Below are 20,159 nucleotides of genomic sequence, written 5' to 3'. Positions count from 1 at the left end.
GCAAGTCATTTTGCCGCAGATCTGAACGTCATTCCAAGGGAAGAAGGCCGCGAGTGATTGCGCTGACGGACAATGTCGAGGCGCTGACCGCATGGGGACGATTCGGCTTACGAGGATGTGTTTCTTGAGCAATTGATCAATTTCTACAATCCGGGCGATGTCGTCGTAGCGATCAGCGCCAGCGGAAGCTCGCCGAACATTATTAAAGCGGTGGAATGGGCGAAAGAGCAAGGCTCACTCGTCATCGGCCTGACCGGTCCGAAGGGCGCCAAGCTCAAAAGCCATTCCGATGTGTGCGTCATGGCTCCGACCGCTCCCTATGAACTGATAGAAGATTTTCACGTTATTTGCATGCATACGATGGTGACCGCTCTCAAGGAAGCATACGGCGGCGCGCAATAATTCGTTTATTTTACCGGGAGGTTAAATCAATGATTCGAGTAACGATCTGGAACGAATACGTGCATGAGGTTGTGAATCCGGCTGTCGCCGAAGTGTATCCGCAAGGAATTCATAACGCGATTGCGGCGGGCATTCGCAATGAAAGCTTCTCTATTCGAACGGCTACGCTGGCCGAGCCCGAGCACGGACTGACGGAAGAGGTATTGAATGAGACGGATGTGCTGTTGTGGTGGGGGCACAGAGCGCATGACGAGGTGCGGGACGACATCGTCGATCGGGTGCAGCAGCGCGTATTGGACGGAATGGGCTTGATTGTGCTTCATTCCGGGCATTGCTCGAAAATTTTCAATAAGCTGATGGGCACCAAAACGTGCCAACTGAAGTGGCGCGAGGCGGACGAGAAGGAGCGGCTCTGGGTCATCGATCCGTCTCATCCGATTGCCGAAGGAATCGGGGAGTTCATCGAGCTGCCCAAGGAAGAAATGTATGGAGAGCACTTCAATATTCCCGTGCCGGATGAATTGATTTTTATTAGCTGGTTTGAGGGCGGAGACGTGCTGCGCAGCGGAGTCACTTATTCGCGCGGTAGAGGGAAAATCTTTTATTTCCGTCCGGGTCACGAAACGTACCCAACCTACTATAACAACGATATATTGAAAGTCATCTCCAATGGAGTCAAATGGGCAGCGCCAAGTCAAACCGCAGCGCCTTTCTATGGAAATACGGCACCGTTGGAGCCGATCAAAGCTAAATAAGGGCGTGCTCGAATAAAATCGGCGGGAATTTCGGTCGAGCCTTACGAAGGCGGGCGGCTGATCGAAGATCCGTCGCACAACCGAATAGCGCTTGTTCAGCGTTAATAAGCAAGAGCCTGCCGAAGCACTGACGCCCGGCAGGCTCTTGCTTTTGCTACACGGATTAATCGGGCAGCTTGCTGTCGATATACTCCTTCAGCTGAATTCGCTGATAGAGGGAAAGAGCGGTCAAGAGACAGCCGTATTTGAACATCCCGTTTTCTTTTTCGATACGGATAATTCGCGCGGTCATCGGAGGAAGTCCGGCTTCCGGAGGCAGATGCACGATGACGAACATATCCTTCTCCAGCGGCGAAGCGGATGAGATTTGCAGCCCGTCTTCGGAGACGTCGCGGATATAACCCGGCAGAGATTGTCCGGAAAACGAGCCTTCCTGGAGCCATTGGTAAATGGACAGCATGACTGGAATTTCCAAGGACAGGCGGGCTTTTTTACGGCGTTCCTTCTCGGATATGTACTCCGCGGCCGAGGAAGCGGCCGCCAGCTCCTCTTCGGCTGAGGACGAAGGAGCTGCGGCGACGTTGCCGATGCGCATGCCGATCCACTCCTCGTACACGCGCGCCAACGCAGCCAAATCCAGCTCTCCGTATCCGGAAGCTTGTCCGATCTGGAACAGGCTTTTCGCGGCTTCCAGCATCGGGGTCGATACGCCAAGTCCGTCCGTCAGGGCGGCGGAGAGCTTCAGATCCTTGAGCATGAGGTCCAACGAGAACTGGACGCTGAAATCATGGTCGATAATTTTGTTGCCTTTCAAATCGGCTTGCTTGCTGGCTGCGCCTCCGGATTGGACAATCCGGAGGAAGGAAGAAGCGTCAAGCCCGCCCTTCGCCGCTATAGCCATCCCTTCGATCAATCCGGCGGCGTTGATGCCGACGATCGTATTGTGGGCAACCTTGGCGACCGCGCCGCTGCCGCTGTCTCCTACGTGAATGACTTCCTTGCCCATCGCCAGCAACAGCTCGCGGTGAGCGGCTACCGTCGTCTTCGATCCGCCGACCATGAACAGCAGCGTTCCTTCGATAGCTGCCGGCTTGCTTCCCGTAACGGGCGCATCCATGAAATCGCAAAATTGGGCGGCGACATCGTTAGCGAGCCGTCTGGCGAGCGCCGGCGAAATCGTGCTGCTGTCGATGACGGTCGTACCGGGCTTCAACGCCGCAAGCACGCCGTTCTCGCCGTAATAAATTTGTTCGATGGCCTGATCGTTACTGATCATGGAGATAACGACATCGGCAGAGCGAACCGTCTCCGGGATGGAGGCCGCGACATCGGCCCCCAGTTTTTCGAGCTCTTCCGTCCGTCCGGGCGTCCGGTTGTACACGGTGACCGCATAGCCTTTGCGAAGCAAGTTGGCGGCCATGGGACCTCCCATGACGCCGAGTCCTATAAATCCGATAGTATTCAATTCCGGAACCTCCCCTTTGCGCGATTGAGCTTAGTATAGCATAGCGCTGCTTCGGAACGAAGCAGCGATAGGGTGTGGGCGCTGCGACGCGCAAATGCATTAAAAATTCGAGCTGTTTTAAGCGGCGAATAGAAGAGAACGTCTTTATTAGAAGAACCTGTTGCAAAAACGGTGCGAATCGGTGTCAAATCCCCGATCGTACCGCTTCTATTTCGCTCGATTCGCTTGTGCCGCAACCATTTTTTAAGTATTCTAAGACTAGTGTGCACGCGTGCACAAACACAGCGGTCATTTAGAAGGGAGATTTAAGCAGTGAGTAAAAGCATTCGGTTCGACTATTCCAAGGCGTTGCAGTTCGTTGGTCAAAACGAGGTTGACAATCTCGCTCCTGCCGTCAAGCTGGCTCACGAGCAATTACATAACGGTACGGGTACCGGGTCTGATTATCTCGGCTGGATCAATCTGCCGTTCGATTACGATAAGGAAGAGTTCTCCCGCATTCAGAAGTCGGCTCGGCAAATCCAGTCCGACTCGGATGCGCTGGTCGTAATCGGCATCGGCGGTTCTTACCTTGGAGCCCGTGCAGCGATCGAAATGCTGCAGCATTCCTTCTACAACACGCTTTCCAAGGAACAACGGAAAACTCCGCAAATCTTTTTTGCCGGCAACAACATCAGCTCCACTTACGTAACGCACCTGCTGCAAGCGCTCGAAGGCAAAGACTGGTCGATCAACGTCATCTCCAAATCCGGGACGACGACGGAGCCGGCTATCGCGTTCCGTATTTTCCGCGAAGCGCTGGAGAACAAATACGGCAAGGAAGCCGCCCGCAAACGCATTTACGCGACGACCGACAAAGAACGCGGCGCCTTGAAGAAGCTTGCGACCGCCGAAGGCTACGAGTCGTTCGTTATTCCAGACGACGTAGGCGGACGTTATTCCGTGCTGACCGCCGTCGGCTTGCTCCCGATTGCCGCGGCCGGCATCGACATCGAATCGATGATGAAGGGCGCGCAGGATGCCGCAACCCGCTTCAATAACCCAAACCTCGCAGAGAACGAGGCGTATCAATATGCGGCCGTTCGCAATTGCTTGTACCGCAAGGGCAAAGGAGTCGAAATTCTCGTCAACTACGAGCCGGGCTTGCACTTCGTGTCCGAATGGTGGAAGCAGCTTTACGGCGAGAGCGAAGGCAAAGATTACAAAGGCATTTACCCGGCGTCGGTCGACTTCTCCACGGATTTGCACTCGATGGGGCAATTCGTTCAGGAAGGCAGCCGGATTATTTTCGAAACCGTGCTTCAAGTGGGCGAGGTTGCGGAGCAAATTACGATCAAGAGCGATCCGGACGACCTGGACGGCCTGAACTTCCTGACCGGCAAAACGCTCGATTTCGTCAACAAAAAAGCGTTCGAAGGAACGCTGCTGGCGCATACGGACGGCCAAGTTCCGAACCTGATCGTCCAATTGCCGGATCAGTCTCCTTACACGTTCGGCTACCTGGTTTATTTCTTCGAAATCGCGTGCGGCGTGAGCGGCTATCTGCTTGGCGTCAATCCGTTCGACCAACCGGGCGTCGAAGCGTACAAAACGAACATGTTCGCGCTGCTCGGCAAGCCGGGCTTCGAAGAACAGAAAAAAGCGCTCGAAGCACGTCTGTAATAGATGGAAGAGGGGCTATCCCAGGCGGTCAGCATTGACCCTAGGGATAGCCCCTTAATGTTTAACGATATGGCCGAGACAAATCGAACCAACGTCCGGCAGCGCTTCGGCAAAGCTTTTTATTTTCCGAGGTAAGATTTCAGCATCCAGACATGCTTTTCGAGCCCGGAATGAATGGCGAGCAGCATGTCGCCGGTCGTTTCGTCGCCCGCTTCTTGCGCTTCGGACATTCCTTCCTTCAGGTCGGCGATAAGCTGGCCGAAGTCTTCCACGATTGCGGCGACCATATCTCTGGCCGCTTCCTCTCCGCTCGCTTCCCCGATCGTCGATTCGGACAAATATTTTTTCATCGTGGCATGAGGCTTGCCTCCAAGAGCGAGCAGACGCTCGGCGAGAACGTCGATATGAAGCGCCGCTTCGTTGTAAAGCTCCTCGAACTTGACGTGCAGGGTGAAAAATTGCTCTCCGGTCACATACCAATGAAAGTTGTGAAGCTTAACGAACATAATGTTCCAGTCGGCGATTTGTTTGTTGATGCGTTGGTTTAATTCCATAATAAGCTCACCTCTCGTTTGGATTTCATGTTTTCATTGTAGCACGATGGATGTTATTAAACAATAATAATTCTAATATAATACTTATTATAAACTAAATGAAGCGTTTTGAAACAGAGAGTCGAGCACAACATAAGGATGCTCCAACCGATATGCGGATATGCGGTTTTCAATCGGGGACTGCTTTGGTCGTTTTGTGATATGATGGGAAAAATCACGGTTGGAGAGGAAGTTCGCTTTTGCTCGCAAGATTCACGACGGTCAAGGAATTCGGCATGCAGGAAATCGTCATCAAGAAGTCGCGCTTCATCGGTCACGCGAAGCCGGTAGAGACGGAAGAGGAAGCGGTCGCCTTCATTGAAGAATTGAAGAAAAAATATTGGAACGCCACGCACAACTGCTCCGCCTATGTGGTGGGAGAGCGCGACCAATGGCAGAAGGCGCTGGACGACGGAGAACCGAGCGGGACGGCCGGCAAACCGATTCTTGAGGTCATCAAGCATCGAGGCTTGAAAAATGTCGCGGTTGTCGTCACCCGTTACTTCGGAGGAATTATGCTGGGCGCGGGCGGCCTGGTGCGGGCTTACACGGACGGAGCTGTCGCGGGAATCGACGGTGCGGGAACGATCGTGAAGGTGCTGCGGCGGGAAGTGACGATAGACGTCGATTATACATGGTACGGTAAGCTGGAGAACGTGCTGAGGGAAAGGGGAATGCGAGTCGAGGACGTCGCGTTCACCGATCGGGTGCGGGTTCTATGCTTGCCCGAAGAAGGGGAAGCGGATCGGTTCCGCGCCTGGATCACGGATGTGACGCAAGGCCAAGCTAATCTCGAGACGGGGGAAGCCAGTTACTTCGTGGAGGATTAGAGGTTCAGCCGCACCGTCGCAACGGGGCTTCGGGAATAAGAAGAAGGTTTCGTCTTATTTACCTAGTAGGCTTGAAAGTTCGTCCAATAAGACGATTTTTCCACCTTATATTTGCTAATCCGCCCATTTTCGCCAAAATGCTCGAGAATAGCGCGATTTTATCGTCTTATCTCTTTCGATACGGCTGGGGTGTCCGGAATAAAACGAAACAATCGCCTTATTTTCGTTAGCGGCTACTGGACGAACGTGGGAATCGCGTATCTGCGAATAAGACGAAACAATCGCCTTATTTTCCCGAGTCACTCACGTCTCTCTCCGTACGGCAAAATCTTCGTTTGCAGCACCGCCCATAAGCGGCCTGAATAATTTATATTAGATTTTTTTATAAAAAGGGACGCTCATTCGCCAAATTTCGTTGACGAGAAAACCAGTCTTCTGGTAAAGTATTAATACCTACTAAATTAATAGGAATTATGCCGTTTGCTAACGGCTGCAGGCTCAGGAGGTACACGACAACGTGAGTTCCATGCTGCAGAGCCGCTGGTGGAGTTTTGGATTCCGCAGCGCAGTCATGCTCTATTTTATCGTATTAATCGTTTTGCCGATACTCGGAATTTACGGACAGTCGCTGTCCGGGGGCTGGACCGTATTCGTCGACAACGTTACGGAGCCGCTCGCTTGGAAGGCGGTAAGCTTAACCGTCCAGATGGCCTTGATCGCTACGGTGATCAATATCGCTGTCGGTACGATGTCCGCCTGGGTTCTCATTCGGTATCGGTTCCCCGGCCGCCGGCTGCTTAACAGCCTGGTCGATCTTCCGTTCGCACTGCCTACCGCGGTGGCGGGATTGATGGTACTGCTGCTGCTCGGGCCGAACAGCTGGGTCGGTCAGTGGGCGGAAAGGCTCGGCTTTACGATTTTGTTCCATCAGCCGGCCATCGTCATCGCGATGATCTTCGTCACCTTCCCTTTCGTTATCCGGGCGGTTCAGCCGCTGCTGGAGGAGATGGAGGCTTCGGAAGAAGAGGCTGCATATACGCTCGGAGCGACGAAGGCCAAGACCTTCTGGCGGGTTATTTTGCCTAATATGCTTCCCGGCATTCTGAGCGGCGCCATGCTGGCGTTCTCCAGAGCGCTTGCCGAGTTCGGAGCGGTGGTGCTCGTAGCGGGCAACATTCCGGGCAAGACGCTCATCGCGTCCGTCTATATTTTCGGCGAAATCGAGAGCGACAACTCTACGGGGGCTGCGGCCGTCAGCGTCCTTCTCCTCACGCTTTCCTTCCTCATCCTGTGGTTTGTCAACTACGTGCAGATGCGGAGGAAGGGCTCATGAGAAAACTATGGATTGGCTTAACCGTCGTTGTGTTCGGATTGCTGCTCGTCGCCCCGCTCGTGCGGATCGCGATGGGAGCTTGGGATGAGGGCTGGAGCGGTTTTGCCCGGGGAGTAACGCGACCGGAGGCGCTTCACGCTCTTTATATGACATTGCTAATCGTCGTAATCGTAACGATAATTAACGCTTTATTCGGAGTCATGCTGTCGCTGTATCTCGTCCGGGCCACTTGGCTCGGCAGGAAGCTGAAGCAAGTGCTCAACAGCGTCGTCGATTTGCCGTTCGCGGTATCGCCGGTTATCGGGGGACTTATGATCGTTCTTATGCTCGGGCCGGAGACGGCGATCGGAGCGATGCTGGGCAAGGCGGGCATCGATATCGTCTATGCTCTGCCGGGAATGATCATCGCAACGCTGTTCGTGACGTTCCCGCTTATTATCCGCGAGGTGATGCCGGTGCTGCAAGAAATCGGCCATCAGCAGGAAGAGGCGGCTTCGACGCTAGGCGCTTACGGCTGGACGACCTTCTGGCGAGTTACTTGGCCGTCCATTCAATGGAGCGTCGTCTACGGTATCGTCCTTACGGTAGCCCGTTCCCTCGGGGAATTCGGAGCGGTGCTCGTCGTATCCGGCAATATTCTGTTCAAAACCCAGACGGCGACCACGCTCGTCTATCAAGATGTTGAGAATTTCAGCCTGACGTCGGCGAACGCGGTGGCGCTCGTGCTGGCGGCTGGATCGATAGCCTTGCTGTTGTTCATGGAATGGGCGAAAGCCCGGAAAGAAAGCTAATCGAAGGGGTGCTTGGTTATGCATGTTGAAGTGCGCGGATTAAACAAGAAGTTCGGTGAATTTCAAGCGGTTCGCGATGTGGAATTTTCTATTGTCAAAGGGCAGCTCATCGGTCTTCTCGGACCGAGCGGCGGCGGCAAAACGTCCATTCTTCGCATGCTGGCCGGCCTCGAATCTCCGGATTCCGGAGACATCGTATTCCATGGCAAGCGCGTCAACGATTTGCCGCCGCAAGAGCGGGGCATCGGCTTCGTTTTCCAGAACTACGCTTTGTTCAAGCATATGACGGTCGAAGGCAACATCGCATTCGGTCTGGAAGTGAAGAAGTGGAGCAAGGAAAAGATTAAGGCGAGAGTCGCCGAGCTTGTGGAGCTGACCGGGCTCAAAGGGTTCGAGAAGCGTTATCCGCACCAGCTGTCCGGCGGACAGCGGCAGCGTGTCGCTTTTGCCCGCGCCCTCGCGCCTGAGCCGCAGCTGCTGCTGCTCGACGAGCCGTTTGCGGCAATCGACGCAAAAATCCGTCAGGAGCTTCGTTCATGGCTGCGCGATATGATCGACCGATTGGGCATTACGTCGATTTTCGTTACTCATGACCAAGACGAAGCTATCGAAGTGGCCGACGAAATTATGATCATCAACAAGGGGCGCGTCGAACAGAAAGGCACCCCTTGGGAAATATACAAGAACCCGGAAACCCCGTTCGTCGCAGGTTTCATAGGAGAGTCGACGATCGTGGAAAACGTCGCATCGCTGCGCGGGTTCGAGAGCGCGTCCGCTTGGCCGGGCACGAAGGCATTGATCCGTCCGGAGTACGTCGAGCTCGGGCAACCGAACGAATTCCCGATTTTGTCCGCTACGGCTGCTGGCAAGGTGCGCCATGTTCATTTCCGCGGCAGCGAATGGCTCGTGGAGGTCGAAGTCGGCGAATCGAAGCTGGTGACGTACCGTTCGCTTGAGAAGGAAGTGCTGCACCGGGAGAAGAAATTCAAGTGCTCATTCACCGGGCGTATTTGTTCAACGACAGCGACAGCTGGATTATGGAGAACAAGCTGAAGGAAGACCCGATGCCCGTTCATATTTAACGGTCGTCGGAACGGAAGCCCACGAGGGCACCGTGAGGAGGATTTGAAATGCATCCGGGAGTTAGACCCCCAACTTTACGCCAAAATACCGGGTTCGCCCGTTACGCCGTTTTTTTGCTGATTATCCTGCTGCTTGCGGGATGTGCGGACAACGGCGAGCAAGCGAGCGGCTCGAACGACGAAGGAGTCGGCGGTTCCAAGGGTGGAACGACGCTCGTAATCGGAGCCTATTCCGTAGCCAAGGACGCTCTCCAGGATATTTTGCCCGCCTTCAAAGAGGAATGGAAAGCGAAGACAGGACAGGATATCACGTTCCAGGAATCGTATGAAGCTTCCGGAACTCAGGCGCGCGCGATCGTCGGAGGCTTTCAAGCCGACGTGGCGCTTCTGGCAATGGAAGGCGATATGGACAAAATTACGAAAGCCGGCCTCACAAGCGACGCTTGGAAAAAAGGCGCCGACGGCGGCATGGTGACGAATTCCATCGTCGTTCTGGGTACGCGGGAAGGAAATCCGCTCGGCATCAAAGATTTCGACGATCTCACGCGCGACGGAGTCAAGGTGCTCTATCCGAATCCGCAAACATCCGGCGGAGCGCAATGGGACATTAACGCCATTTACGGCGCAGGTCTTAAACGTTCGGAGAAAGAGACGGGAGCGAAGGATCCGGTCGCCGCGAAAGCGTTCCTTGCCGCCGTTCACCGCAATATCGAGTCGATGGATAAGAGCGGCCGCGCATCCATGGCTGCTTTCGAATACGGAGTCGGCGACGTCATTGTCACCTACGAGAACGAGCTGCTTGCGCGCATCGCCAAAGGCGTGAATTACGACATTGTCGTACCGAGCAGCACGATCCTGATCCAGAACCCGGCCTCGGTCGTCGAGCGCAATGCCGATCGTCACGGAGTAAGGGAAGCCGCCGATGCGTTCGTTGCCTTTTTGCATGGGGAGAAGGCTCAGCAGTTATTCGCCAAGCACGGCTTTCGTCCCGTTCTTCCCGCGCTGGCGGAGAAGCTCAAGGCGGATTATCCGCAGCCCGAGGAGCTATTCGACATCCATTACTTGGGCGGCTGGAAGGAAGTCCGCGAGACCTTGTACGCCAAGCGCGGCGTCTGGTATCAAGTTCTGGCCGGGAAGTAACAGGAGTTACGCCATTGTGCGAAGTGGCTCTGGAGATCGGAAACGGGCACCGTGTAGAAAGATAAACAAGTCAAAACCGAATTGCAGAAAAAGCCTCGTACCCGGGAAAGGGAAACGAGGCTTTTTCCATTTACTAGTGCATCGAATCGCGATTTGCAGGCTGCTCAGGCGAAATTGGATTTTTTCCGCACTCTAGTCAGTGGGTGTCAACTATGATATTGTACTGCTTGGCGTGGAAAAAGGGCGGATTTAAGTAAAAATACTCCAGCCGCAGCGTTTAATTAGATCGGAGGGTCCAATGAGCTACAAAGGTTATCAATTCTACGATGACGACCAAAATTTCCAAAAATACCTCGAACGTAGAAACTGGGCGGAAAATGCGAACGATACGATTGAGAAGCCTATTTTTCTGGAGCTGTTGAGCGACGTCAAAGGGCATTCCATTCTGGATTTAGGCTGCGGCACGGCAGCTTTTGGACTGGATTTGCTGGATTTGGGAGCCTATTCGTACACCGGTGTCGAAGGATCGGCCAACATGGTGGAAGAGTCGAAGAAAATAATGAATCGCACGAATGGAAAAGTCGTTCATACTTCGATGGAAGACTGGAACTCTCCCGAAGCTTCCTATCAATTAATCATTTCCAGACTGGCGATTCATTATTTGCCGGAAATCGATGAGGTTTTTAGCAAAGTGCATCGGTCATTGGCTCATGGAGGCTCCTTTATTTTTTCGGTAGAGCATCCGGTTATGACTTCTTCCTTTGGAATAGCCCGACCGGAGGGCATGAAGCAGGATTGGGTCGTCGACAACTACTTCCACTCGGGTATCCGCGAACAGGAATGGCTTGGCGGCAAAGCGATCAAATATCACCGGACGATAGAAGATTATTTTCATGCGCTGCGGAAAGCGGGCTTTGCCATTGAAAGTCTAAGGGAATCCAAGCCCCGCGCAGAGCAGTTTCATAATGCCGAAACTTATGAACGAAGAATGAGAATACCGTTGTTTCTGTTTTTTAAGGGGACGAAGCCGGTCTCTACCAATAAGAGATTATAGTAAGATAGAGAATGAAGAGGAGCACGATTCCATGTTAGAACGCAAGAGGCGGCCATTAGTCGCGGGATTCTTGTCGCTGTTTACCCCGGGGCTTGGCCAATTTTATAACGGACAGATCCGTAAAGCCGGAGTATTGTTGCTAACGACCTATATTTTATATCCCCCACTATTGTTCTTGATTAAATTTTCATTTGGGGCGCTGTTGGCGGTAATAGCTGCCGGTTTTGCTGTGTACGGCTACGCTATCATTCAATCCATCGTTTACTCTTATCGAGTGAAAACGGTTGCGAATAGATTCTACGATCGATGGTACGTCTATCTAGCCATTGTTGTCTCGATTATGACTATGTCACAGATCATTGATACGAAGTCGATTGTAGGCTTGAAAGGTTATATTATCGCAGGACCTTCCATGACGCCGACTATCGAAAATAACGAGAGAGTCATCGTGGATACGAAGTCGCATCGTTATAAGGAGGGAGATGTCGTAGTCTACCGTTCCGAGAATCAAATGAGAATTCATCGTATCATTGCAATCGAGGGAGATACGGTCCGATTCGATGATAGCGGATTACTTTTGAACGGAAAACGAGTAACGGAGACTTACATATCGGAAAGCGACTATTACGAGGCAATCGAAGAGGTGCAGATACCGGAAGACAGCTACTATATCCTTGGAGATAACAGGGGCAACAGCTATGATAGCCGGTTTATAGGCGCTATCCCTTCGAATTAGATTATCGGCAAAGTGAAATACGTTTATTTTTCGAAGATTTGGTCGAGAGTTGGCAAGCGATTATAAAGAGGTTTGAAAAGAGAGCGGTGAATACCAATGAATGAAACAATAGCCGAGAATCTTCAAATCAATAAACAAAGCTGGGACGCGGCGTCGGAGCGTTTTTTTGGAAGAACGGCATTGCCTGAGTTTGGTCCCTATGCGCCTACGGAAAAGAAGCTGAACCTTTTTGGCGACGATTTATCCGGCTTAAATGTGTTAGAGATTGGCTGCGGCAGCGGCCATTCCATGAAGTATATGATTTCGCGCGGAGTGAAGGAAGCATGGGGGCTGGATCTTTCGAGGAATCAAGTCGTTGCCGCCAACAAGGTACTAGGCTGGGAGGACAGTCCTTTTATTTTCGAGTCCCCGATGGAGGAGAATCCCGGAATTCCCGAAGGATATTTTGATTTAAAAGCTATTTGAAGCCGGGCGGAACATTTATTTTTAGCTGGGAGCATCCGATCCATAGCAGGGTTATTTATGATCAGGATCAATTGCAGTTTGCCCATTCTTATCATGAAGAAGCGCCTAAGCTGCATGAAGCTTGGAAGCCGACCCCTGCCGTTTTTAATTTTAGAAGGATGAGCACCTTCATTAATGAATTGATTGCTGCCGGATTTCAAATCGAGAAATTAGTCGAAGACGTCGAATTCCCAAACGAAGATACAAGCACCCCGCACTCCTGGTATTCAAAATCAAAGGCTGAAAGGTATCCGTCGACATTTATTATTAAGTGTAAACTTGTCCAGGAGAATCAAGATTGAAGGTTGTAAGAACCAAGGGATTTTCTGGAGGTGATCCGGCATGATCAAGCATGTTGTGTTCGACTTTGACGGTACGATCGTTGATTCTCTCGGAGCGGTCGTCGATATTTATAACGAAATTGCCGGGCAGTACCGCTTTACAAAGCTGGATCAGGATCGATATCGAGCCCTTATGAACGTTCCGTTACGGGAGCGGATCAAAGCGTTGGGCGTTCCGATGCACCGAATCTTTTTCATTCGGAACGTTGCTCGTCAGTTTAAGCAAAAATATCAAACGCAATTGCATTTGATTCGTATGATAGATGGGGTGCTGGAGGCCGCGGAGCGATTGAAGGAGCAAGGGTATGTGCTGTCGATTCTGACTTCGAACTCGGAAGCTAACGTCAGAGAGTATCTTCGGAATCGCGAAATTTCTATTTTCGATCATGTGTATTCCGCGAATGGGTTATTCGGTAAACATCGGACAATCAATCAATACCGAAAGCAGCATCGGTTATCCCGGGAGGAACTGATCTACGTCGGGGATGAAACAAGAGATATACAAGCTTGCAGGAAGTCCCGCGTGCCGATTATTGCGGTTACTTGGGGAGTGGAAGACAGAGCGCTTCTTGCGGCGGCAAATCCCGATTACTTAATTGACCGTCCTCAAGAAATCGCGAATGTGCTTTTTTCTGAGACGGGCGAGGAGATATAGGATGAATCCTTATGCGGAACCGGATGGTTTTTTTGGTTTTATGAGCGAACTGCCTTTGTTTTTCAAAATATTCGGCGGTATCGTTGTTGCGTTGGTTGCAGGAACTTTTTTATACGTTATCGTTAAAGGGCTCTCCATCTGGAGCTCGAATAACGCAGCGTCCATTCAGGTTCGAAAAGCGAAGGTCGTCGATAAAAGAACGGAAGTATGGGGAGGCTCCGGCGACTCCAGCGCGAATACGAATTATTACGTGACGTTCGAGTTCGAGGATGGGACGCGCGTGGAATTGCCTGTAGCGACGAAGCATTACGGTCTCATCGCAGCGGGAGACCAAGGCACCTTGACTCATCAAGGTACAAGATTCAAAGGGTTCGATCGGATTTGAAGCGATAGCATCGTGGAACCGTCCGTGTTTGGTATGGTACACTCATCGTAAGTGCATGTTGACAGCTTGAACTGGGAGGATTCCACGTTGCAAAAACCAAAAAGCGTACGAATGATCCAGATTTTGCTTTACACGAATATGGCTATGCTATTGCTCGCCTACGTATCGGCTATTTCCACAATGAAGGCCGGCGACGTCACCGGGCGTTCGATCGGCGTCATCGCGGTGAACCTGTTTTTGCCTATCGCATCTTTGTACTTGGCACAACGGTCGATTAATCGGAAGCAATTCGTTCCGTCACTGTTGTTCTCCATGCTGCTCATTTTCTTTACGCTGACGAACATGATTCAGATGGTCGTGGGATTGATTATCCTTCTGATGTTTTTCGTGCTGTCGACTCGCGCCTATTTCAAAGGCGAGATCCGAGCCGAAAAGGCAGAGCAACGCATCGAGACTGGAGAATCGGGAGACGAGGGAGAAAGCGAAGGGGAGTCGGCGGAGGAACAAGTGAAAGCTTTGCCATCGTCGGATCAGACCGCTCCGGTCTCCCGTCCGCGACACGACCCAATCGTCGAAATTCGCGAAGCGGGAGAGGAAGAGGCCGGGACGATTCATGCGCTTATGATGGGCGCATTCGAAGAATACCGGGCAGCGGTGCCACCATCCAGCGCGTTATCGGAGACAGTCGAATCTATTCGTGAGGCGATTCGCAATGGAAGCGAATCTGCGGCGATCCTGTACGAAGACGACAAGGCAGCCGCAATGGTTCGATTCCGCATGGAGGAGGACTCCATCTATTTCTTCCGTCTGTCGGTGCTGCCGGCCCGCAGAAGAAGAGGCTACGCCAAGAAGCTCATACAATGGATCGAACAGCGCGGCGTCGGCCAAGGGAAGCTTTACAGTCGGTGCAAAGTAAGACAGAGCGTTCAGAACAACATGGTACTGTATCAGGATCGCGGTTATGAGATCATCGATCAGGAACTGGTCGTACGTCCGGAAGGCTCCGTAAAAGCGTTGAAAATGGAGAAAAAGCTAGGACCGGTATAACCGCTAAAAATGGCAACCAGGATGGGGAGCGACGGAATGGACGACAGACAGCCGTACGAGGCAACCGTTAATTTGACGGCCGAAGATTTTCGCAAGTACACTCTTTACCAAAGCAAAGCGCAATTGGTTGGTCTCTTTGCGTTCTACGTTTGCTTAATCGTAATCGCCGTTCATTTTGGCTCCGAAGACAAGATGAACGTGCTCTTCGCGATTCCGGTCGCCGTGCTTGTAGCTGGCGGGCTAGTCTGGTACCAAGTATGGCGCATCGGGCAGCGTGTCCGCAAAATATTCAATGGCGACCGGGTACTGCAGCTGAAGCAAAAAATCCGGTTAACCGAAGAAGGCATCCATCACGAGACGGGGGCGTCCAGTCTGGATGCCAAGTGGGATGAAATCTATAAAGTCGCTGATTCCGGTCCGTCGATCCTGATTTACATGGCGAAAAATAAGGCGTTCGTTCTGCCAAAGAGAGATTTGGCCGATCTGGAAGTCGTCTTGGACTTGTTGAAGCGGCATGTACCCGCTCCAAGGCTTAAGCTTCGGCGTTAACGAGCGTCACGACAATCGATATTCTGTCGCTGTCGACCAGCAACTCGGTATCGGAGATTCGGTAGGCTCGGCCTTTGATGGAAGTCGTGGTCACCATCCGCATTAGGAACATGAGCTGTTCGATATCGGCCACTTCCTGCTTATGGACGGTTGTGTCGGGCAGCATCCAGAATACGTTCATTTGGACGACTCTCTCGGGACGTACTGCCGTTATCGCGACGATGCTTGTACTCCATATAGCAGCAAAGAGCGAGGCAGGGAATTCCAACAATGAACAGCCATATTGACGAGTGCATAGGCGGTAAGTCCTCCTTAAGTAGAGAATAGGGTTATCCATATTTTAACTTGAATTATTTTCAAATAACAAGTGTTAATTTGAATATTCGTCAAGTTTATTTAGAGAATACATTTAATCCCTTATACTGTGGTTAGAAAAGGGGATTGAATCGGATGACGACGTTTGGCAATCGATTGAGGAATGCTCGAAACGGCAAGAAGCTGACGCAGACCGATGTGGCTGCTAGGCTCGGACTCGATTTTACGACGATATCCAAATACGAGAACAATAAATCGGAGCCCGACAACGAAATTCTTCGGGAGCTTGCCAATCTCTATGAGGTATCCGTCGGCTGGCTCATTACCGGATCTACGTCTGAAGACGAAGGTTCCGCTCCTGACCACCTTATGGTGAACGGCGCGACGGAGCTGCTATCGGACGAGGAAGGGTTGTTTCTTCTCGACAATCTGGAGATGTACAGGCTGCTCAAGGCGAAGCGCGAGAAGGAGCGGCGCAATAAAGAAGAAGCTGGCGAATAGCGGAAAGAGGAAGATGTCGTTCTTTCCAATCACCCAAATCATAACCTCAAATTTGAATATTCGTCAAGTTTATTTAGAGAATACATTTAATCCCTTATACTGAGGTTAGAAAAGGGGATTGAGTCGGATGACGACGTTTGGCAATCGATTGAAGTATGCTCGAAACGGCAAGAAGCTGACGCAGACCGACGTCGCAAATAAGCTCGGAATCGATTTTACGACGATATCCAAATACGAGAACAATAAATCGGAGCCTGATAACGAAATTCTTCGGGAGCTTGCCAGCCTGTATGAGGTGTCTGTCGGTTGGCTCATTACCGGATCGACGTCCGGACACGAAGACACCGACCCAAATCGGATTACGGTGAACGGCGCGACGGAGCTGCTCTCGAATGAAGAAGGTTTGTTTCTTCTCGACAACCTGGAGATGTACAGGCTGCTCAAGGCCAAGCGCGAAAAGGATCGTCGCAAAAAAGAAGAAGCTGGTGAATAGCGGGATTGAGAGCCGGGCGTAGAAGCGTCCGGTTTTTTGATAGGCGATAGGGGAGTTAGGGAGATGGACTTGGGAGCTAAAAATCGTTCTTCCTTCCAACCGTCCGCGATGTCGGTGGAGGAGGTTCGATTAGCGCTGAGCGGGAGCGTTCGTTGTTATATTTATGACTGCAATCCGTTGCGGCGATTTGAGAAGCATCGTATTCCGGGATCGGCTCGCCTCGATCCGGGTCGTTATACGGAGAGCGAGCTGCCTGCGGACAAGAATGCCTTTGTGTTGTTCTATTGCCTTGAGGTTCGTTGCAGCGCATCGCTGACCGCGGCTAGACGGGCCATGGAAATGGGCTATGAGAACGCGGCCTATATGCCGGAAGGGATCAACGGCTGGCTGGAGGCGGGCTTGCAGGTCGAGTCCGGATCGATTGCGGAATTGCAGGTCGAGACCGGATCGGAATAAGGATTGCAGGTCGAGCGCAGATTTGGAATAAGGATTACCGGTCGAGCACAGATTTGGAATAAGGATTACCGGTCGAGACCGGATCGGAGCTAGGAATGCCAGACGGCGCGGTTTAGGGAAAATACCTGACTAAAGTGGAATAGAGCGTCGGTAACAATCGAGCAATAGCGGCATTTCGGTGAAAATAACTGTAAAAGGAACATTTAGTTGACCTGCGATTTCAAGAGTGGATGCGGCTAACTGTATGACATACCGCTATTTTCGCACCATAGCTCCATTTTCTGCTGTTATTGACTAACTAGATGTACTTTTTGCAGCTAACCGCAATTGAAATGGCGATTTTTGAAAAATTAGATGTATCAAATGCAGGCATCTGTAAACCCGTCGCCATGCGGATGAGTGTTGCGCTCGAAGGCGCAACCAAATGAACAAGCACCAGCCTTCGCAGTCCGCGAAAGTCGGTGCTTGTTCGTTTTTTGCATATCGGAGCCTCTTTATTCCGCGTTCAAAATAAATTTCTCCAGAACGTGACGAACGCCGTCGTCGTTGTTGCTGAGCGTAACGTAGTCGGCAATCTCCTTGAGTGCCGGAACGGCGTTGGCCATTGCGACTCCGAGCCCAGCCGCTTCCACCATCTCGTGGTCGTTCATCGCATCGCCCATCGCAATCGTCTCTTCAATCGGAATGTCAAAATGCTTGGCAAGGAAACGAAGAGCATGACCTTTCGTTCCTTCGTGATGCATGAATTCGAGATAGTTCGGTTTCGATTTGGTGACATGCACTTCGGGACCGAGCAGCTCTCTAAGCTCCGGGATCATGGCATCGAGCTTTGCGGGTTCGTCGATAATAAGCAGCTTCGTCTGCTTCGGATTCGAGACGAGCTTGCCGAAGTCCGACTCGACCGTATAAGGAATATTGGACTGCTTCACATAGGAGAACAGCTTGTCGTTTTCCTCCGGAGTGTAGAGCTTGTCGTCAATGTAGGTCTGCAAATGAAGTCCGTGAGCCAGACAATATTGATAGAGCTTTTCTGCGGCAGCCGGCGGAACGGAGCGTTCGTACAGCACTTCCCCGTCCAACAGGTTTTTGATCAAGGAGCCTTGATAAGTAATAATGGGAACGTTCAGACCGACTTGACTGGCGGTTTGGCGAGCCGAATCGTACATCCGTCCCGTGGCAATCGTCAGATGCACGCCGCGAGCGATCGCATCGGCCATCGCTTGGCGGGTCGTATCCGTTACCTTCAATTCGTCGTTCAGCAAAGTGTCGTCCAAATCCATAGCTACGAGGCGGTAAGTCATTGTCGTCATCCTCTCCGGGGCTTGCAATCCGTTCTATTGTAGCGTAAATGCGAAGAGTAGGGAAGGAATGCCAAGCAATTCGGGTAATAGACGGAAGGTTCGCGAATTCCGGCTATCGGTTTGCCGGGTTGTAAACATTTCGTAAACTTTCGGAGTTCGCGGTAACCTTCGTCGGCCGTTTTTCGTCAAAGAAATTAGAAAAGAGGAGGTTGCGAACATGAAAACAAGTAAAAAAACAAAAGCTTTACTCTTCGTCATAGCTGCGGCGCTCGTTCTTGGAGGCTGCGGAGCTCGCAAGGAGGAGAGCCCTGCAAATACCTCGTCAGCCGAATCTCCCGCAGGAGCGCCGACCGAAACGTCCTCCGCATCACCTTCAAGCAGCGAGCCTGCCGGACAGACGATATTGGAAGCGTTCAAGGAGAAAGCTCAAGCCGGACAAGCCGCGCCGGACGAATTGTTCGGGGAGTTGAAGGACGCGCTCGGAAAATCGGACACTTCCACGGCCGATGAGCTGATCCGCGCCATGGAAACATATTACGACGCTAACCTGGAGACAACGTCCAAAAAGTTCGAGGAAGAGAACATCCAGAAGTCGCTGGCGGAATTGCAATTCCCCGTAACGGAAGAGCAGATAAAAGCAATCCCGGACGAAAGCGTTAAAAAGCTGGCGGAAGACGCGATAGACGGAGGATATAAGCTGGAAACGGCGGAAGGGTTCGTCTTTCCGATCGTCGATTACGCTAAGCTTCAGGAAATTGACGATGGAGCGAGTCCGTCCATGCAAGCTTATCTGGCGCTTCAAGCGACGGAGTCGAACGAGGCGACGGCCAAGGATGCAGGCCTTGTAATTACATGGGAACAGTTGGCCGATCGGGCGCTGGCGGCCGAAGCATTCATCCGTCAATACCCGGATTCGCCGGAACGAGTCAAAGTCGAGGATCGGTTCGCGAATTACTTGAACATGTATTTGACGGGGCTTAACAACACGCCGATCTTTGATTACGAAACGTTCAAAGCGTTGCCGGAGGTGAAGGCTCAGTATAAGAAAACCGCAGAGGCGCATCCCGATACGGTAACGGGCAAGCTTGCGAAAGAGCTGCTGGACGTTCTCGCCAAGACGAACGATAAGGTGTTCGACAAATCCAAGGACGGCTCGCAGCAGGATGTTCCGGAAGTGAAGGCGTTCCGCGACGGCCTTGAGACGGAAGCCCGCAACGCGCTGCCAAAAGCTTAAACAGCACAGAAGAACAGGAAGGGCTGTTCCTTAAGGTCTTAATAGACCGGGGAACAGCCCTTCCTGGCATGTCGACATCGGAGCAGATAACCCAACATTGTCCGGCTATTTGCAAGCTGCGACGCACATCCGAGTCTGTAGCCCAACCCCACATGGCTATTTGCAAGCTGCGACGCACATCCGAGTCTGCAGCCCAACCCCACATGGCTATTTGCAAGCTGCGACGCACATCCGAGTCTGCAGCCCAACCCCACATGGCTATTTGCAAGCTGCGACGCACATCCGAGTCTGCAGCCCACCCCCACATGGCTATTTGCAAGCTGCGACTCACATCCGAGTCTGTAGCCCAACCCAACATGGTTATTTGCACGCTGCGGCGCACATTCGACTCTGTAGCCCAACCCAACATGGTTATTTGCACGTTGCGACGCACATCCGACTCTGTAGCCCAACCCAACATGGCTATTTACACACTGCGACGCACATCCGAGTCTGCAACCCAACCCAACATGGTTATTTGCACGTTGCGACGCAC

Annotated in this window: 22 protein-coding genes and 3 pseudogenes; 20 read left to right on the top strand and 5 right to left on the bottom strand. The window is 52.1% G+C overall.

The genetic code is table 11. The features are described 5' to 3' along the window. The first annotated feature begins 117 nt into the window (after positions 1-117). Together D3H35_RS10585 and D3H35_RS10580 are read left to right on the top strand one after the other, a co-directional pair. Complete coding sequence (locus tag D3H35_RS10585; protein ID WP_119149133.1) at positions 118-402, top strand: SIS domain-containing protein; 285 nt, start codon at positions 118-120, stop codon at positions 400-402. Positions 403-431: 29 nt separating this feature from the next. Further along, positions 432-1,157: a ThuA domain-containing protein gene (locus D3H35_RS10580; protein ID WP_119149132.1), complete on the top strand. Its 726-nt coding sequence runs from the start codon at positions 432-434 to the stop codon at positions 1,155-1,157. A gap of 163 nt (positions 1,158-1,320) precedes the next feature. Here the strand turns inward: D3H35_RS10580 and D3H35_RS32250 are convergent. Both D3H35_RS32250 and D3H35_RS10575 read right to left on the bottom strand, forming a co-directional pair. After that, positions 1,321-1,647: pseudogene (locus tag D3H35_RS32250) on the bottom strand (PilZ domain-containing protein); the annotation flags it as partial. Between the two features lie 93 nt (positions 1,648-1,740). Then, a pseudogene (locus tag D3H35_RS10575) lies at positions 1,741-2,622 on the bottom strand (NAD(P)-dependent oxidoreductase); the annotation flags it as partial. A 312-nt stretch (positions 2,623-2,934) separates the two neighbouring features. Here D3H35_RS10575 and D3H35_RS10570 point away from each other — a divergent pair. After that, complete coding sequence (locus D3H35_RS10570) at positions 2,935-4,284, top strand: glucose-6-phosphate isomerase (protein WP_119149128.1); 1,350 nt, start codon at positions 2,935-2,937, stop codon at positions 4,282-4,284. A gap of 119 nt (positions 4,285-4,403) precedes the next feature. On the opposite strand, the gene D3H35_RS10565 is transcribed toward D3H35_RS10570, so the two are convergent. After that, positions 4,404-4,838 (bottom strand): Dps family protein, encoded by a 435-nt coding sequence (locus tag D3H35_RS10565; protein ID WP_119149126.1) that lies wholly within the window; start codon positions 4,836-4,838, stop codon positions 4,404-4,406. A gap of 239 nt (positions 4,839-5,077) precedes the next feature. Here D3H35_RS10565 and D3H35_RS10560 point away from each other — a divergent pair, with 239 nt between their 5' ends. The 13 genes and pseudogenes from D3H35_RS10560 to D3H35_RS10505 all read left to right on the top strand — a co-directional run bounded on the left by D3H35_RS10560 (position 5,078) and on the right by D3H35_RS10505 (position 15,324). After that, entirely contained in the window at positions 5,078-5,707 is a 630-nt protein-coding gene (locus tag D3H35_RS10560; RefSeq protein ID WP_119149124.1) for a YigZ family protein, read from the top strand. A 526-nt stretch (positions 5,708-6,233) separates the two neighbouring features. After that, a complete protein-coding gene (gene cysT, locus D3H35_RS10555; protein WP_378125142.1) occupies positions 6,234-7,040 on the top strand; it encodes a sulfate ABC transporter permease subunit CysT in 807 nt (268 codons plus the stop codon). Then, the gene (locus tag D3H35_RS10550) at positions 7,037-7,831 is read left to right on the top strand and encodes a sulfate ABC transporter permease subunit (RefSeq protein WP_119149120.1); all 795 of its coding nucleotides are present in this window, start codon (positions 7,037-7,039) and stop codon (positions 7,829-7,831) included. Before cysT ends, D3H35_RS10550 begins: the two co-directional genes overlap by 4 nt. Positions 7,832-7,849: 18 nt before the next feature. Beyond that, positions 7,850-8,913, top strand: a pseudogene (locus tag D3H35_RS10545) (sulfate/molybdate ABC transporter ATP-binding protein). 48 nt (positions 8,914-8,961) lie between these two features. Beyond that, positions 8,962-10,053 carry a sulfate ABC transporter substrate-binding protein gene (locus tag D3H35_RS10540; RefSeq protein ID WP_119149118.1) on the top strand — a complete coding sequence of 364 codons (1,092 nt, stop codon included), beginning with the start codon at positions 8,962-8,964 and terminating at the stop codon, positions 10,051-10,053. 298 nt (positions 10,054-10,351) lie between these two features. After that, positions 10,352-11,107 carry a class I SAM-dependent DNA methyltransferase gene (locus tag D3H35_RS10535; RefSeq protein ID WP_119149116.1) on the top strand — a complete coding sequence of 252 codons (756 nt, stop codon included), beginning with the start codon at positions 10,352-10,354 and terminating at the stop codon, positions 11,105-11,107. A 31-nt stretch (positions 11,108-11,138) separates the two neighbouring features. Beyond that, positions 11,139-11,843, top strand: a complete 705-nt coding sequence (lepB, locus tag D3H35_RS10530; RefSeq protein ID WP_119149114.1) for a signal peptidase I — start codon at positions 11,139-11,141, stop codon at positions 11,841-11,843. 96 nt (positions 11,844-11,939) lie between these two features. Further along, positions 11,940-12,308, top strand: coding sequence for a class I SAM-dependent methyltransferase (locus D3H35_RS32245; RefSeq protein WP_233567858.1), 369 nt, complete (start codon positions 11,940-11,942; stop codon positions 12,306-12,308). Further along, on the top strand, positions 12,305-12,649 hold the full coding sequence (locus D3H35_RS32240; protein ID WP_233567857.1) for a hypothetical protein: 345 nt from the start codon (positions 12,305-12,307) through the stop codon (positions 12,647-12,649). The genes D3H35_RS32245 and D3H35_RS32240 overlap by 4 nt, the downstream gene beginning before the upstream one ends. 40 nt (positions 12,650-12,689) lie before the next feature. Continuing rightward, a complete protein-coding gene (locus D3H35_RS10520) occupies positions 12,690-13,343 on the top strand; it encodes an HAD hydrolase-like protein (RefSeq protein WP_119149112.1) in 654 nt (217 codons plus the stop codon). A gap of 1 nt (position 13,344) precedes the next feature. Continuing rightward, entirely contained in the window at positions 13,345-13,728 is a 384-nt protein-coding gene (locus tag D3H35_RS10515) for a DUF2500 domain-containing protein (RefSeq protein ID WP_119149111.1), read from the top strand. An 87-nt stretch (positions 13,729-13,815) separates the two neighbouring features. Then, a complete protein-coding gene (locus tag D3H35_RS10510; RefSeq protein WP_147355807.1) occupies positions 13,816-14,775 on the top strand; it encodes a GNAT family N-acetyltransferase in 960 nt (319 codons plus the stop codon). A 36-nt stretch (positions 14,776-14,811) separates the two neighbouring features. Continuing rightward, entirely contained in the window at positions 14,812-15,324 is a 513-nt protein-coding gene (locus D3H35_RS10505) for a YcxB family protein (RefSeq protein ID WP_158594059.1), read from the top strand. Here D3H35_RS10505 and D3H35_RS10500 read toward each other — a convergent pair. Continuing rightward, positions 15,308-15,505, bottom strand: a complete 198-nt coding sequence (locus D3H35_RS10500) for a hypothetical protein (RefSeq protein ID WP_119149105.1) — start codon at positions 15,503-15,505, stop codon at positions 15,308-15,310. The two genes, D3H35_RS10505 and D3H35_RS10500, sit on opposite strands and share 17 nt — an antisense overlap. Positions 15,506-15,774: 269 nt before the next feature. Here D3H35_RS10500 and D3H35_RS10495 point away from each other — a divergent pair, with 269 nt between their 5' ends. From D3H35_RS10495 to D3H35_RS10485, 3 genes are all read left to right on the top strand, one after another. Then, on the top strand, positions 15,775-16,140 hold the full coding sequence (locus tag D3H35_RS10495) for a helix-turn-helix domain-containing protein (protein ID WP_119149103.1): 366 nt from the start codon (positions 15,775-15,777) through the stop codon (positions 16,138-16,140). A 127-nt stretch (positions 16,141-16,267) separates the two neighbouring features. Further along, positions 16,268-16,633, top strand: coding sequence for a helix-turn-helix domain-containing protein (locus tag D3H35_RS10490; RefSeq protein ID WP_119149101.1), 366 nt, complete (start codon positions 16,268-16,270; stop codon positions 16,631-16,633). A gap of 63 nt (positions 16,634-16,696) precedes the next feature. Beyond that, positions 16,697-17,089 (top strand): rhodanese-like domain-containing protein, encoded by a 393-nt coding sequence (locus D3H35_RS10485; RefSeq protein WP_119149099.1) that lies wholly within the window; start codon positions 16,697-16,699, stop codon positions 17,087-17,089. Positions 17,090-17,583: 494 nt separating this feature from the next. On the opposite strand, the gene D3H35_RS10480 is transcribed toward D3H35_RS10485, so the two are convergent. Beyond that, on the bottom strand, positions 17,584-18,390 hold the full coding sequence (locus D3H35_RS10480; RefSeq protein ID WP_119149097.1) for a Cof-type HAD-IIB family hydrolase: 807 nt from the start codon (positions 18,388-18,390) through the stop codon (positions 17,584-17,586). A gap of 217 nt (positions 18,391-18,607) precedes the next feature. Here D3H35_RS10480 and D3H35_RS10475 point away from each other — a divergent pair, with 217 nt between their 5' ends. Then, the gene (locus D3H35_RS10475; protein ID WP_119149095.1) at positions 18,608-19,624 is read left to right on the top strand and encodes a hypothetical protein; all 1,017 of its coding nucleotides are present in this window, start codon (positions 18,608-18,610) and stop codon (positions 19,622-19,624) included. The last annotated feature ends 535 nt before the right edge of the window (positions 19,625-20,159 follow it).

The organism is Cohnella faecalis (assembly GCF_003570905.1).
In the GTDB taxonomy this organism is placed as follows: Bacteria; Bacillota; Bacilli; order Paenibacillales; family Paenibacillaceae; genus Cohnella; species Cohnella faecalis.
This window is presented reverse-complemented; position numbering and strand designations above follow the sequence as displayed.